Origin of the sequence: Nonomuraea marmarensis, from assembly GCF_043197025.1 — a bacterium.
Taxonomy (GTDB): domain Bacteria; phylum Actinomycetota; class Actinomycetes; order Streptosporangiales; family Streptosporangiaceae; genus Nonomuraea; species Nonomuraea marmarensis.
The window spans coordinates 120365-134496 of record NZ_JBICRM010000028.1; the positions used below are offsets into that span (position 1 = coordinate 120365).

Consider the following 14132-nt stretch of genomic DNA (forward strand, 5'->3'; position numbering starts at 1 on the left):
CGTTACTGGCATGGGTGGTCGATCGCCGGGTCCGCGAGCCGTGAGTTGACGTCGGGAAACGAGCCGTCGCCGAACAGGATGCGCGCCGCCAAGGCACGACCGGCACGACCGCGTAGCACGGTCACCGCCGCCTCTGCCGCGGCGGGGGATCGGATGCCGGCGAACACGCGGCGTAGCAACAGCCGGCCTCGGAACCGGGTCCGCAACGCGTCCCCGTCGTACCGGCTTAATATGCGTTGGTCGCCAGTGCGCAGGTACCCGGCGGCGACCGCCGCGGCCAGTTCGGACATGCGTAAGCAGGGGTCCAACCCACCGGCCGTCAGCGGCGACACCGCGCCCGCCGCGTCTCCGACGAGCAGCCCGGCGGGGCACGCCAACCGTCGCAGCACACCGCCGACCGGGATCGGACCACCTCGACGCTCGACCGGACCGGCCGGCACCGCGCGGCCGGGCGCGTCCGCGGCGAAAGCGTCCAGCAGGTGGCGGATGCCGGTGCGCATCGCATCCGGATATCCCGCGACGCCGACATGCGCATGCCGGCCGTCGTCGATGACCCAGCCCAGATACCCCGGAGCGACCCGGGGGTCCAGCACGCAGTGAAACGCCGGGGTGGCCGTGCCCGACGCGACCGGGTGGACGATCTCGGCACCGACCAGGAAGCGCCGGTTGACATCAAGGCCGAGATCACGGGCCACCCGGGAGCGGGCGCCGTCCGCGCCGACGATGAACCGGGCCGTCACCGGTTCCGCACCCGCGAACCGCACAAAACCCATCGACGCGTCGACATACCGTACGCCCAAGAGGACCCGTGCCCCGGCCGACTCCGCCTCGCGGTGCGCGTGCTCGTAGACGGCCGCCATGTCGGCCACGCGGTACTCGTCCCGATCGCTGGTGAGCCGGATCGGTGCCCGCCGCGACGGCGGATACAGCAGCACGTCCCGGACACCAGGCCCGAGCAGGTGGTCCGGCAGGTCGAAGTCATCAAGGGTGCGCCGCACGAAGATCCCCGTCGTGCGGGTGCCCGTCGACAGCGACCTGCGGCGGTCGACCACCATCACATTCAGTTCCCGTAGCGCGAGCAAGCGGGCTGTGCGCAGGCCGGCCAGGCCCGCACCCACGACCAGTACATCGACGGTCTGCATACCTGCGACGGTAGGGACGGTGCCCCACCCATGCGACCGTCTGCACGCTACCCGCCCCGTATCTCCACACCGTCGCCACACTCGGGACCGTGGATTGCTCTCTGCCGAGAGGGGTCCGCCCGTACACGGAGTCACACTGCATGGACCTCAGGATGTGGCAGGTGTGCTTCGAGCCGGGGGTACGGCAGACCGCGGCTTCATGAGACGCCGAATCATGTAGAAGATGGCGATGCCCACGTAGACCAGGGGCCACATGAGATACACCCAGGCCTGGATCCACAGCGCGAGGGGCGCGGAGACCGCGAACATGGCACCCGGCAGCCCGGCCTTCACCCAGATGCCGTCGAACAGCGCCTTGGGCGTGTCCTCATACATGAGCCCGGCCCGCTTGGCATGCAGGGTGAGCCACAGGCTCGAAGCACCGATCAAGGCCATGACGAGCGAGTACAGCGCGATGCCCGACCCGTCCTCCGAGGTGTCCAGCGTCTTGCTGGCCCAGGGCACCAGCACCAGCGCGAACAAGGTGACAAGGTTGATGACCAGCAACAACGTATCGGTGGCAGCCATGAAGCGGAAGAGCTTGTGATGAGCGAGCCACGTGCCCCCGACCACTACGAAAGCCAGCAGGAAGGCGATGTACTCGTCGCGATGTTCGCCGAAGGACGCGACGAAGTCCGGAAGATGCGTCCCCTCGGGCACCGGCAGCTCCAAAGCCAGCAGGGTCAGCGCGATCGCGATCACCGCATCGGAGAAGAATGCCACCCGCTCGACGGCTCTCGGGCTGGTCTCCTTGTCAGCCATCAGTCATGCTCCCTCAGCAAACGATCTAGGTGTGAATCACGCCATGCCCACATTTCAAGCATGGCCGCCTTGACGATCGGCCTCTCTTCGCAGACGAGATGCGACTCTCGCGGTGTCCACCATGGACGGCCGCGACGTCGCGACCGCCCGCATGGCCACGTGGAGCCGTGTTGCTGAGTCATGGCAGGAGTGTGGCGGCCTTGACCTTGTGCAGGTGGATCACGATGTCGAAGGATTTGCCGAGGGCGACCTTGGTGGCCTGGTCGGGCGACCAGAAGCCGCCGCCGATGAGGCGGGTGGGGCGACTTTCGGCGAGCCAGTCCCGGGCGGCCCGGGGCGCGGTGCGGGTGTCGAGGATGAAGTCACGATGGCGGACCTGGTCCAGGACGTACTCGTTGTAGTCCGCGCCGGCGGCTGCCACCGATCCCTTGCACGTCAGGGGCCGCTCGGCCGGGAGCGAGCCCTCCGGGCACTCGCCCTTGTCGATCAGGAAGTTGTAGCCACCCTGGTCGAAGGAGGTGCCGACGGTGACGAAGCGGTCGGCCAGGCGCTCGCGCAGGACGCCTCCCATCGGGGCGGGGACGAACATCGTGTCGATCGGGGCGTAGCTGATGTGCGCGTTCAGCCCCGACATCTGGATCTTGTGGCCGGTGGTCCGGTTCCACCAGGCGACGTTGTCGGCCAGCACGGTGTCCCGGTAGACCTGCGCCTGCCGGCGTCCCTCGGCGGTGCTCTGGTCGAAGGCGAAGTCGGTGAAGGTCTGGGACAGGGCGCGGGCGTGCTGCACCGCCCACTGGTACTCCTCGGCGTTCCCGTCGGAGTCCTGCTGCTCGAGCAGCTTCAGCGCCTCGGTGGCGCGCCGGGCGTAGTCCTGGCGGGTCTCCAGCGGCTGGGCCAGCGCCAGTGCCATGTACGCTCCGGCGTTCGGAGTCGTCGGCCGCAATCCGTCGTACAACTGAGTGAACGCGCTCAACAGGTCGGGGTGGTACTGCTTGACGTAGACCAGGACCTTGTCGAACAGGACGTCGCCGGGGTAGAGCAGGTCGGCGCCCATGAACTGGACCTTGGCCTTGTGGGTGGCGTTGTAGGAGCGCATCCAGGTGATCAGGCCAAGGAACTCGCGGTTGTCGAACAGGTCGTAGGGGCCCTTCACCTCCTCGTGCATGATCTTGCGCGGGTCGCCCTTGCCGTACCGGACGAAGTCGTTCAGCCGCACGCCGGTGCTCCAGCTGAGCTCCCGCGCGAAGGTGGTGAAACCCTTCTCGATCGCCAGGTAGCGGAACAGCCGGTGGTTGAGGGTGTAGAACTCGGCGGTGCTGTGCGTGGCCTCGCCCACGCCGACCACCTTGGCACCCGCCACCATCGCGCCGAACGCGTCCAGGTCGTGCAGGCCTCCCCTGGGGGAGGTGGAGGCGAGCGGTTTGGCCGCGGCGTTGAGCGCGGCGACGACGGCCGCCGGGCTGTCGGAGTCGGCGGCCGCGGCGGCCGTGCCCGCGGTGGTCAGGGCAAGGCTGACGGACAGGGCTCCAGCCCAGGTCTTGCTGTTCATGATGAGGTTCCGATGCAGGGGTAGGCGTGGTTGACAGGTGTGAGCCTCGGTAGGGGCGCTGACAACCCATCGACAGGACGCTGACGACGGCCGATGGGGGATGTCAGCGCCTGGGGGGACGGTGGGTCAGATGCGCGGGCCGAGGAAGCAGCCACCGGAGGCGTCGATGACCTGCCCGGTCACCCAGCGCCCCGCCTCGGAAGCCAGGAAGGCGACCACATCGGCGATGTCGGAGGGCTGGCCGACTCGGGGGATCGCGTTGCCGCTGCCAACCATCTCCTGGACCTGCGGGTTGTCGATCATCCACGGGTTCATGTCGGTCACCGTCGGACCGGGCGAGACGGTGTTCACGGTGATACCGCGAGCGCCGACCACCTGCGCGAGGGATCGGCCCAGCACCTCGACGGCGGCCTTGCTCATCGCGTACGGCCCCTCCGGCATCGCGATCCTGGTCGCCCCGGTGGACAGGTTGATGATGCGCCCGCCGTCGTTCAGCAAGGGCAAGGCCCGCTGGATGATGAACAGCGGCGCCTTGGCGTTGACCGCGACCAGCCGGTCGAACGCCTCCGGGGTGATCGTCTCGATCGTCTCACCGGTGTTGATTCCGGCGTTGTTGACCAAGATGTCCAGCCGTACCTGACCGCTCCACGCGCGCAGCCCCGCCTCCAGAGCGGCGAACAGGGTCTCCACGTCGCCGGAAACGCCCAGCTCGGCCCGGACCGCGAAGGCCCGGCCGCCGTCCTTCTGGATCAGCTCCACGCTCTCGCGGGCCGCCTGCTCGTTACCGCCGTAGTGCACGGCCACCAGCGCGCCATCGGCCGCCAGCCGTTGCGCGATGGCCCGGCCGATGCCTCGCGAGGCCCCTGTCACCAGCGCCGTCTTGCCCATCAGGCTCGTCATTGCGTTCCTCCACACGATGATCCCGGTTGTGTCCGGCTCTAGGATCGGCGCGGGCGGCCACCCGAACAACGGCAAACATCGCAATGCAGCGTTAACCTGAAAGTTAACGAAGGGAATCATGGAGCTTCGCGACATTGAGATCTTTTTGGTGCTCGCCGAAGAGTTGCATTTCGGCCGGACCGCCGAACGGCTGCACGTCTCTCCCGCCCGGATCTCCCAAGCCATCAAGAAGCAGGAACGCCGCATCGGCGCGCCGCTGTTCGACCGCACCCCTCGCGCGGTACGCCTCACTTCCCTCGGCGAGCAGTTGCAGCGGGACCTGGGCGCCGGATACCGACAGATCATGGAAGGGATCGAGGCCGCGAAGAGCACCGTCAGCGGTATCTCCGGAACGCTGACCCTGGGCACCATCGGCCCGTATTCCTTGGCGATCACCCATATCCTCGACCTGTTCCAGACTCGCCACCCCGGTGCCCTGCTGCAGCATCGCGAGATCCAGCCGCCCTCCCCGCTGGACCTCCTGCGATCCGGCGAGGTCGACGTGGCGCACCTGTGGCTGCCGGTCCGCGAACCCGACTTGACCGTCGGCCCCGTCACGCACGTCTCCGACGTGGTGCTGATGGTCGCCGCCACCCATCCCTACGCCGAACGCGACTCGATCTGCCTGGAAGACTTCGGCGACTGCGCCGTGGTCCAGGGCCGCTCAATCCCTCCCTATATGGAGGAAGTCCTTAATCCCCACCGCACCCCCACCGGCCGTCCCGTCGGCCGCGGCCCCAAGGTCACCACCTGGCAGGAAGCACTCACCGCCGTGTCCTCCGGCCAAGCCGTCGCCGGCGTCATCGCCGAGTTCGCCGAGTTCTACCCCTGGCCCAGCCTGGCCTTCATCCCCATCCGCGACGCCGCCCCCTGCCGGGCGGCGCTCGTCTGGCGTACCGCCAACGAAACCCCACTTATCCGCGCCTTGGCCCAAGCCGCCAGCGACATCGGGAGCGCCACGCCCGACACACCCGATGATCAGCCGCCATCACCGAGTGGCCCCTGATCACAGAAAACGACCTCGGAGCTGCATCGGTCATCTCGCCCGTTCGCCGTACGGGGCCGCAAGGGCAGGATGATCGGATGGCTGGCGGCTCGCGAAAGAGGGTGAGAGATCTCGAGATGTGCTACTGAGTAGCACCAAATGGCACCCCATAGTAAACTCAAAATGTGAGCACTCCTGAGCCTGACCGCTCCCACGAGATCTCCCAGCGCGACCTACGCAACCGGTCAGCGGAGATCATGGATGGCCTGGAACGTGGGGAGCGATACGCCGTTACCCGTAACGGCCATCACATCGGCGACCTGGTCCCCCTCCGCCGCCGGCGCCGGACCGTTTCGCGGGCCGAGTTCGCTGCCGTGTCCCGCGGCATGCCGCGACTGGACGACCGTAAGTATCGCGAGGACATGGATCACCACGTCAACGACGATCTCTACGACCCTTACGACAGGGCATACGGCAGGCGCGAGTCCGCAGAGGACGAGGAATGACCCATGCTCAAGGGTTGCTCGACACCAACATCCTCATCCTGCGCGCCGGGATCGACCCCGACGAACTACCCGACGAGATGATGATCAGCGCCATCACCACAGCGGAGCTGTCGGTCGGCGTCCTGGTGGCGACAGGTGCACAAGAACTCGCCCAGCGAATGAAGATTCTGCAGACCGCCGAAGCCGAATTCGATCCCCTGCCCTTCGACGACACTGCCGCTCGCGAGTACGGTCAGTTGTGGACGGCCGTCATTGCCTCAGGCCGCAAACCTCGACCCCGAACAGCAGATCTGATGATTGTCTGTGTGGCAATCGCGAACCGGCTCCCTCTTTACACCTGCAATCCCAAGGATTTTAAAGGCCTGGACCACCTAGTTGCCGTAGTCCCGGTCACCCGCCCCCAGTGAAAGCCATAAAAGAGGCCTGCGGCCTGTGATTGACCGCTGCTGAACGCCCTTAATGGCACGCTAATGGCACGACGATCACGCGTTGTACTGCCGCTGCAATCGATGCCACTCTGACGGGAAGATCGGGCTCACGCTCGCCGCTGAATAGCGGCCGGGCGCGTGGGCGATCATCCCGGAGCTGAGTTCCCCGCCGGAGGCATCCTCTTGGGTTATGCGCCCGCTGGATGTGCTCCGAGTTGGGCTGCTCGATTGAATGACTGACTTTTGTTCAGCTCGAACCGACGCCGCGGTCTTCGCGTCGCATGTCCCCGGTGCCGGGGGTCCCCGCACCCTGGCCGTAACGCAGGAGCACAGCGCCTTTGGACGAGGCGACGGGCGGCTCGAGGAGCACCAGGTTGGCGGGCACCGCACCGCCGTCGAACACCTTCTTGCCGACGCCGAGCACGATGGGGAAGACCCACAGGTCGAGCCGGTCGAACAGGCGCTTGTGCAGGAGGGTCTGCACCAGGTTCAGGCTTCCGATCACGTGGACGTGCTCATGCCTGTCACGCAGCTCGTGCACGGCGCTCACCAGGTCGGGTCCCAGCTGCGTCGAGCCCGCCCAGCCCAGATCCGGGTTGCCTCGCGAGGCGACGTACTTCGGGACGCTGTTGAACAGCGTGGCGATCCCGCCGTCGACGCCGTCGACCTGGTTCGGCCAGAACGCGGCGAAGATGTCGTAGGTCTTGCGGCCCAGCAGCAGGGCGTCCATGCCCTCCATTCCGGCACCGACGTGCCGGCCGACCGTCTCATCGAACAAGGGCGCCTGCCATCCCCCGAACGGAAAGCCGTCGGGGTCCTCCCCGGGATCACCCGGCGCCTGGCCAACCAGGTCGAGCGTCGCGAACAGGTCGATGTGGATCGCGCCCATAGTGTTCTCCTCCTTGTGTTCCGGCTTGTGTGCCGGCACGAACTTAGACCGGCGTCCGGACACAAACTCATCGAACGATCGCCGAGGACCCGACCACGCTCACCGCGCGGGTGAAGGCCGAGTAGAAGAAGGCGAAGAGGAAGCGCAAGAGGGGAGGTGACCACGGCAGCACGGGAGCGCTGGTCCCTACGTGCTAATGGCACGAACGCCCCGTCAAATGATCAGTCGTTTTCCCTGGTGGAGCCTAGGAGATTCGAACTCCTGACTTCCTGCTTGCAAACGAGAGCCAGTTGCCCCCTGAGACCCGCGCCGCCCAGCTCAGGGAGCAGTTCGTGGCCGACAGAGTGTGATGGTGTGAGACCTCGTTGCTGTACTTCGGAGTGAAGTCGAGGGTCAGTGCCGAGAACTGCTGCAAATTTGTGAAGACGCGGGATTTCGTGTCGGTGGCTGCCGCCGAACCGGCGTGTACGACAGGAGGCCGACTTCCGTCGTAGGCTGAATCTCGCACGTGATCGACAGGAGGCAGAGGTGGCCGAGACGACGCTGACCGAGACGATGATGGCCGAGGTGATGGCCGAGTTGGCCGAGCTCGAGGACCCGAAGATACGCGAGGTCAACGAGAAACACGGTGACGATCACGGTGTGAACCTCAGCAAGCTGCGCGCGCTCGCGAAGCGGCTGAAGACGCAGCAGGAACTCGCGTGCCAGCTCTGGGAGACGGATGACACCGCGGCGAGACTGCTGGCGATCCTGATCTGCCGCCCGAAGGCGTTCGAGCGTGACGAGTTGGACGTCATGTTGCGTGAGGAGCGCACACCCAAGGTGCACGACTGGCTCGTGAACTACGTGGTGAAGAAGAACCCGCACTCCGAAGAGCTGCGCCTGGCCTGGTCCGCCGATCCGGATCCAGTGGTCGCGAGTGCCGGCTGGGCGCTGACCACCGAAGGCGTGACGAAGAAGCCCGAGGGCCTCGACCTCGCAGGACTGCTCGACGTCATCGAGGCGGAGATGAAAGACGCCCCGGATCGCCTGCAGTGGGCGATGAACCACTGCCTGGCTCAGATCGGGATCGAGCACGCCGAGCACCGCGCCCGTGCAATCGACATCGGTGAGCGCCTGGAGGTGCTCAAGGACTACCCGACTTCCCCTGGCTGCACGTCTCCGTTCGCGCCCATCTGGATCACCGAGATGGTGCGCCGACAGCACGATAAGTAGGAAGGTTCGCGGTCACGCTCGTGCCGCTACTCCTCAGAACGCGGCCCCCGATACGAACCGGCCGTGAGGAGCCTCACGTCGCCTACGGCTGGAGAGCACGCCGGGCCTGCCCGAGTCGATTGAAGCGACCTGGCCGCTCGCCGTGGTGCAGACGTGTGACCAAGCGTCGAGACGGTCGGCACTGGAGCTAACCCTTCCCGGCATCTGTCTCCCTCAAGGCACACTTCCCCCCCCCCCCCCCCGCGTAACAGCGGGAGTGCCGAGGGTAGAGCGTGGCCCCGACAAAAGTCGCACAGCCAAGCTTGGCGATGGCACGCCCGAGCGCCATGCCCCACTTGCGGCATGACGCGACACTGCATATCGTGCCGATGTATCAACTCGATATATCGGGCCGACGGTTTGCCGTAGCCCGACTGACGCGGGAGCTGCGATGAGGCGGATCGACTACGACACGGAGCAGTACCAGGACTACGCGCGTGGCCGTGCGCTTTCCGAGCAGCAGCTACAGACATGGATCAGTGCCTTCGGAGCGGTGCTGCCCGAGCGGCGTCCGCTGGCGGGGTTGGACGTCGGCTCGGGGACTGGCAGGTACACCCCCGCGCTGGCGCGAGCGTTCGGGCCGGTCACTGGCGTCGAGCCGTCGGTCCGCATGCGCGAGATAGCGCAGGCGCAGTCCCTGCATCCCGGTGTGCGGTATCTGGCAGGCTCCGCCGAGGACATGCCAGTGCCGTCCGGCAGCGCCGACTACGCTCTCATGTTCTTGTCCTGGCACCACGTCCAGGACAAGCCGCGGGCGGCCCGGGAGCTGGCCAGGGTACTCAGGCCCGCCGGGCGGCTGCTACTGCGCGCGAATTTCAGCGACCACCATCCCAGGCCGTGGTGGCTGGAGCACTTCCCCCGCGGCTTTGAGGTGGACGCCTCGCTGTTTCAGCCGCTGCACGAGGTCATCGCGATGTTCACGTCGACCGACTGGCGCGTTGCCAGCTTCGGCACGGTTACCGAGCCGTCCTCCGGCACCCGCGGTGACATGCTCGAACGGCTGCGCCTGCGCACCCTTTCGTTCTTCGCTCACCTCAGTCCCGACGAGCTGGAGGCCGGCTTCCGCCGCCTGGAGCAGGCTGTTGCCGCAGATCCCGGCGCACCAGCGCCTGTGTTTTCTGAGCCGCTGCTCACGCTCGAACGGTGCTAGTAATGCCAACGGCGCCTCGTTGACCTGCGTTGCGACGAACTACCCCAGACGATGCTTGATCATGCCGCCACGCTCAGCGGGCTGCCGGGTTCGTCCACACCGCGTCAAGCCGTAGGAATTGCACAATCAGGTCACGCACGCGGCCAAGTAAGCTCGCATCCGCTACCGTCACCGACATGCCCCTCGCCTTGATTCCCAGCCCTTCCGAGGGGGTCTGGCATCTTGGATTCATCCCGATCCGGGCCTACGCATTGTGCTTCATTCTCGGAATCGTCGTCGGCGTCTGGCTGAGCGAGCGCCGCTGGCGCGCCCGGGGCGGCGAGAAAGGCACGATCAACGACATCGCGGTTCCTGCGGTGATCTTCGGCCTGATCGGCGGCCGCCTCTACCACGTCATCATCGACTGGCAGACCTACTTCGGCCCGCGCGCGATCAAGGAGCCTTACCGGGCGCTGTTCATCTGGGAAGGCGGGCTGGGCATCTGGGGCGCGGTCGCTCTGGGAGGCGTGGGCGTGTGGCTGGCCTGCCGCCGCCGGGGACTGTCCCTCAGCGCCGTGGCCGATACGGTCGCGCCCGGCATCGCGTTCGGGCAGGCGATCGCCCGCTGGGGCAACTGGTTCAACCAGGAACTGTACGGCAGTCCGACCACGTTGCCGTGGGGCCTGGAGATCGACCAGGCGCACGGCGGCCAGTCGGACGTGCTCTACCACCCGACGTTCCTGTACGAGTCGCTGTGGGACGTGGCGCTCGGTTTTGGGCTGATCCTGGCTGGCAGGCGGTTCACACTCCGCCACGGCCGCCTGTTCGCGCTCTACGTCGCCGGGTACACGTTGGGGGGTTCTGGATCGAGGGGCTGCGGATCGACCCGGTTGGCGGGGTGGACCACGCGGTGACGTTCCTGGGGCTGCGGATCAACCAGTGGACCTCGATCGTGCTGTTCGTCGGCGCGCTGGTCTACCTCTGGGTGACTCGTAACAAGGACACCGAAGAGATCGTGGTACCAGCCTCGCACAAGCAGGACGGCGGGGAGGCCGCCGATCCGGCGCTTCCGACCGACCAGGCTGACGCGGAGGCGGACACCCGCCGAGCTCCAGGAGGTTCTTGACGGCGCGGAGCCTGGTTCATCGCTGCTCCTGCGGCTTGCACCGGCTTGGCCGGCACGACGTGGACCTTCTCGTGCTCGCAGGACGACGGCCACCACAGACAAGAGCACGTGACCCCCAGACACGGCAGCCACTCAGTTCGTCACTCACCCTCGCCTCACAGTGATCGGCAAGCGTAAGTCTTCCGAGGTGGAGCCTAGGAGATTCGAACTCCTGACTTCCTGCTTGCAAACGGGCGCCAGTCACGACGTAGAGCGTTACTTTCCCTGCTCTGGTGTGTGACACGGATGTCTGCGTGAGGTGTGGTGTGGCCCTGTTGCTGTACTTTCCTGCTGTACGCCTTACCGCTTGTCCGTGGCCGTGCAAACGTAGCTGCAGGTGGCCGGGTTGCACGCACTCGGCCGTTGACACCGCTGGCATGGCACCTTGAGGCTAGGCCAGGCTGGCATTGACTGGTGAGGGTCGCGGTTCAGCGGGGAACGTCGGACGATCGATGCGTCATGGGTTGCCGGACCGGCAGACCTCGGAGGTGCGGAACTCGACCTACGCCGCTCGGATGTCGTACCTGAACGTGGGCTGACATGCGCGCGACACGAAACTGCGGCCGTCGTACGCCGGCAGGTGATTGCCGTTCACGAACCAGCGGATGGTGATCGGCGCGACCCGCCGCTTAATTTAGGTAAGTCGCGGTCGGGTTGTTCTCAGCCTGTTTCTGCGGCGGTCTGGTGAAGACTCATAGCGGTTGTCTTCGTCGGAGACAGGCCGGTGTGTTCTGCGGCGAAGGCCAGGATGTCCGCGGCCAGGGCGCGTTCTTTGCTCGCGGGGGAGGCGGCGTGGGCAGTGTCGGGTTCCCGGCGCATGAGGATCGGCCGGTCACTGCTGGTGGCGCGTTGCAGGGCCGCGCACATTTTGGTGACGTGGGCCTCTCCGGTCTGCAGATCGGTTACCGCGCCGGTGAGGAGGAATGCGGGATAGGGGACTCCGGGGGTGATGGCGTGGTAGGGGGAGTAGGTGAGTAGCCATTGGAGCTGTTCGGGTTCGGAGGCGGTACCGAATTCGTCGGTCCATGTGCCTCCCAGGCCGAAATGCTCGTAGCGCACCATGTCACACAGCGGCCCTTCAGCGACGACCGCGGCGTACAGGTCTGGTCGCTGTACGGCGGCGGCGGTGACCAGTAGCCCGCCGGCGGATTGGCCAAATATCGCTAGTTGGTCGCACGTGGTTCGGCCGGTGGTGATGAGCCAGTTCGCGGCGTCGTTGAAGTCGCTGATCGCGCGGTATTTGTGTGGTCCGCGGCCGGCGTCGTGCCAGCGTTGGCCTTCTTCGCCGCCTCCGCGGACACAGGCGACCGCGTAGGTGCCGCCGGCGCCGACCCATGCGGCCGCCGTGGGGAAGAACCATGGGCGCATCGGCATGCCGAAGCTGCCGTAGCCGTAGAGCAGGGTGGGGCGGGGCCCCTGATGTTCTTCAGCCGGGGTGAACAGCAACAGCATGATCTCGGTACCGTCGCCGGCGTGATAGCGGACGCTGCGACTACGGATTCGTGGACTATGCCCGGCTATCGAAGCGCCGACTCGTTGTTCCAACTCCCCGCTGGTGGCGTCGTAGCGATAGATGGTGGGAGGTGTGGTCGCGTCGCAGTAGCTGAACCATGCGTGGCGTCCGTGTGGAGTGTTGGTACACAGGGATGACACCACGCCAGCGCCGGGAAGGGGCAAGGTGGTGAGGCTACCGCCACTGGCCAGGTCGTGGAGGGTCAGGGTGGAGGTGCCATGGCGGGTGCGTGCCAGCAGCAGCAGGGGCCGCGGAAGTGCCGGGTCATCCAGGACCACACATTCGTCCAAGGGGGCCTGGGGATCTTCGGCTATCAGGGTTCGCCACGCGGCCGGGTCGGTGTCGTACCGGTGCGCCATGCAGATGCGGCCACACGGGGCCTGGTGATCGGTGACCAGCAGCAGATCGTTGTCCGCCAAAAAGCGTGGCAGGACACGGGCCCGTGTGGTGCGCCCGTTCACGATCTTGACGAAGTGCGGGGCTCGCGGATCGATGAGCTCGCCCAGGTACACATCGTTGTGTGAGGCGGGCCCGACCATCGCGGTGATCGCCAGATAGCGACCGTCGACGCTGACCGTGAGCCCGTAATAGTGGTCTGGGGCATCCTCTCCGCCGAACACCACCGCGTCGGCCTGCCAGGGCGAACCGATCCGATGCAACCGCACCCGCCGCTGCAAACGCTTGTCGCCGGGGGCCAGTTCCTCATCAGGAACACGGCTGACGTAGTAGAACGCCTCCCCTCCCGGCAGCCAGGCAAGCGAGGTGTTACGGGCGCGTGGCAACGGCCCGTCCACTTCCTCGCCGGTACGTACGTCCAGCACCATGATGTCGCTGCCCGGCTGCTCGGCAACCTCCATCTGAACGGCCACCCGTTCGCCCTCGCGCGACGGCCACCAGGTGCACAGCCCGGTGTGACCGGAAGGATCGATCTCGGCCGGATCCACCAGCACCCGCCTGTTGCCCTCGGCGTCGACGACCAGCAGGCGGCGTTGCTCATCCCCACGCAGTTGCTCGGCGAGGAACATGACAGAACCACGCACCATCGGAGGCTCCGACACGCCGAAGGAAGAGACCTGATCCACCAAGAACGCCCACGATCGACTCTCAGACCATCCGGCGCGATACGCGCGGAAGAGACGATCCTGGGCCGCGGCCCAGTCCCGCACGCGCGCATCATCGGCGTCTTCCAGCCACCGGTAGGGATCGGAAACCAAAAATCCGAACAGATCATCGACCGTATCGCTGCGCCAAGCGGCAGGGTAGAACAATCGCGTCACAAACCCCTCCGGAGCATTGCCCAGACTGCGGTGGATCGAGGTACTGCGGCCTTTACGCACCGCAGTACCTCGGCTTACTGGGTTACGACTCGCCGCGGAGAATGTCCGCCTGCCAGCCGCGTACGCCGCCGACGCGAGCACCCGGAGTGGTTTCGCGATACGGCAGGAATCCGTTCATGTCAGCCTCCCGGATTCGTCGAATCGCCCGAAATGGGCGATTATGGCGACAATCATCCCCGCGGCCGCGATCTATAAACACGGCCTCGCCCTCGACAGTGCGCGCCAATCCCCAGAATTCTCAGCACGCGCTGGGCCACTGAACCGGCCGACCATATCGGCCATCCACATAAAAATTTCATGCAAAAGAGGAGAGCGTACTGGAATGCCAATCGAAGATCGGTCCCGCACAAAAGTAATACGCAGCCTACTGAACCTTTCCCTGTAACCGCTTGTGGCGGTTCGTGATCGCCTTACACGGTGCGTCCGTGCTCCAGTTGAAGCAGGACGAGGGCCGCGGCGGCGATCTGGGTGATCCGGCTCGGGTCGAGGCTGACT

General features: G+C 66.2%; 13 protein-coding genes. 7 read left to right on the top strand and 6 right to left on the bottom strand.

The genetic code is table 11. From position 1 onward, the window contains the following. Positions 1–2 precede the first annotated feature (2 nt). The 4 genes from ACFLIM_RS35580 to ACFLIM_RS35595 form a co-directional block, all read right to left on the bottom strand. Positions 3–1142 (bottom strand): FAD-dependent oxidoreductase, encoded by a 1140-nt coding sequence (locus tag ACFLIM_RS35580; protein WP_393172762.1) that lies wholly within the window; start codon positions 1140–1142, stop codon positions 3–5. 147 nt (positions 1143–1289) lie between these two features. After that, positions 1290–1943, bottom strand: coding sequence for a TMEM175 family protein (locus tag ACFLIM_RS35585; RefSeq protein ID WP_393172763.1), 654 nt, complete (start codon positions 1941–1943; stop codon positions 1290–1292). Positions 1944–2121: 178 nt separating this feature from the next. Continuing rightward, on the bottom strand, positions 2122–3492 hold the full coding sequence (locus ACFLIM_RS35590; protein WP_393172764.1) for an erythromycin esterase family protein: 1371 nt from the start codon (positions 3490–3492) through the stop codon (positions 2122–2124). 126 nt (positions 3493–3618) lie between these two features. Then, positions 3619–4392 (bottom strand): SDR family oxidoreductase, encoded by a 774-nt coding sequence (locus tag ACFLIM_RS35595; RefSeq protein ID WP_393172765.1) that lies wholly within the window; start codon positions 4390–4392, stop codon positions 3619–3621. A 118-nt stretch (positions 4393–4510) separates the two neighbouring features. Here ACFLIM_RS35595 and ACFLIM_RS35600 point away from each other — a divergent pair, with 118 nt between their 5' ends. The 3 genes from ACFLIM_RS35600 to ACFLIM_RS35610 all read left to right on the top strand — a co-directional run bounded on the left by ACFLIM_RS35600 (position 4511) and on the right by ACFLIM_RS35610 (position 6329). Next, the gene (locus ACFLIM_RS35600) at positions 4511–5437 is read left to right on the top strand and encodes a LysR family transcriptional regulator (protein WP_393172766.1); all 927 of its coding nucleotides are present in this window, start codon (positions 4511–4513) and stop codon (positions 5435–5437) included. Between the two features lie 164 nt (positions 5438–5601). Next, positions 5602–5922: a type II toxin-antitoxin system Phd/YefM family antitoxin gene (locus ACFLIM_RS35605; protein ID WP_393172767.1), complete on the top strand. Its 321-nt coding sequence runs from the start codon at positions 5602–5604 to the stop codon at positions 5920–5922. Between the two features lie 14 nt (positions 5923–5936). Next, complete coding sequence (locus ACFLIM_RS35610; protein ID WP_393172768.1) at positions 5937–6329, top strand: type II toxin-antitoxin system VapC family toxin; 393 nt, start codon at positions 5937–5939, stop codon at positions 6327–6329. Positions 6330–6597: 268 nt separating this feature from the next. On the opposite strand, the gene ACFLIM_RS35615 is transcribed toward ACFLIM_RS35610, so the two are convergent. Next, positions 6598–7239 carry a dihydrofolate reductase family protein gene (locus ACFLIM_RS35615; RefSeq protein WP_393172769.1) on the bottom strand — a complete coding sequence of 214 codons (642 nt, stop codon included), beginning with the start codon at positions 7237–7239 and terminating at the stop codon, positions 6598–6600. Between the two features lie 570 nt (positions 7240–7809). Between ACFLIM_RS35615 and ACFLIM_RS35620 the strand changes: the two genes are divergently transcribed. From ACFLIM_RS35620 to ACFLIM_RS35635, 4 genes are all read left to right on the top strand, one after another. Then, positions 7810–8454, top strand: a complete 645-nt coding sequence (locus ACFLIM_RS35620) for a DNA alkylation repair protein (protein WP_393172778.1) — start codon at positions 7810–7812, stop codon at positions 8452–8454. Positions 8455–8884: 430 nt separating this feature from the next. After that, positions 8885–9643, top strand: a complete 759-nt coding sequence (locus ACFLIM_RS35625) for a class I SAM-dependent methyltransferase (RefSeq protein WP_393172770.1) — start codon at positions 8885–8887, stop codon at positions 9641–9643. Between the two features lie 176 nt (positions 9644–9819). Beyond that, positions 9820–10536 (top strand): prolipoprotein diacylglyceryl transferase, encoded by a 717-nt coding sequence (gene lgt, locus ACFLIM_RS35630; RefSeq protein ID WP_393172771.1) that lies wholly within the window; start codon positions 9820–9822, stop codon positions 10534–10536. Further along, on the top strand, positions 10521–10748 hold the full coding sequence (locus tag ACFLIM_RS35635; RefSeq protein WP_393172772.1) for a hypothetical protein: 228 nt from the start codon (positions 10521–10523) through the stop codon (positions 10746–10748). Before lgt ends, ACFLIM_RS35635 begins: the two co-directional genes overlap by 16 nt. A gap of 699 nt (positions 10749–11447) precedes the next feature. On the opposite strand, the gene ACFLIM_RS35640 is transcribed toward ACFLIM_RS35635, so the two are convergent. Then, complete coding sequence (locus ACFLIM_RS35640; RefSeq protein ID WP_393172773.1) at positions 11448–13577, bottom strand: prolyl oligopeptidase family serine peptidase; 2130 nt, start codon at positions 13575–13577, stop codon at positions 11448–11450. Positions 13578–14132 lie beyond the last annotated feature (555 nt).

Bases quoted from the DNA above. Each gene is read 5' to 3' on its own strand.
- ACFLIM_RS35620 (WP_393172778.1), top strand. From the start codon at position 7,810: ATGGCCGAGTTGGCCGAGCTCGAGGACCCGAAGATACGCGAGGTCAAC.
- ACFLIM_RS35590 (WP_393172764.1), bottom strand. From the start codon at position 3,492: ATGAACAGCAAGACCTGGGCTGGAGCCCTGTCCGTCAGCCTTGCCCTG.
- ACFLIM_RS35625 (WP_393172770.1), top strand. From the start codon at position 8,885: ATGAGGCGGATCGACTACGACACGGAGCAGTACCAGGACTACGCGCGT.
- ACFLIM_RS35580 (WP_393172762.1), bottom strand. From the start codon at position 1,142: ATGCAGACCGTCGATGTACTGGTCGTGGGTGCGGGCCTGGCCGGCCTG.
- ACFLIM_RS35615 (WP_393172769.1), bottom strand. From the start codon at position 7,239: ATGGGCGCGATCCACATCGACCTGTTCGCGACGCTCGACCTGGTTGGC.
- ACFLIM_RS35585 (WP_393172763.1), bottom strand. From the start codon at position 1,943: ATGGCTGACAAGGAGACCAGCCCGAGAGCCGTCGAGCGGGTGGCATTC.
- lgt (WP_393172771.1), top strand. From the start codon at position 9,820: ATGCCCCTCGCCTTGATTCCCAGCCCTTCCGAGGGGGTCTGGCATCTT.
- ACFLIM_RS35600 (WP_393172766.1), top strand. From the start codon at position 4,511: ATGGAGCTTCGCGACATTGAGATCTTTTTGGTGCTCGCCGAAGAGTTG.
- ACFLIM_RS35595 (WP_393172765.1), bottom strand. From the start codon at position 4,392: ATGACGAGCCTGATGGGCAAGACGGCGCTGGTGACAGGGGCCTCGCGA.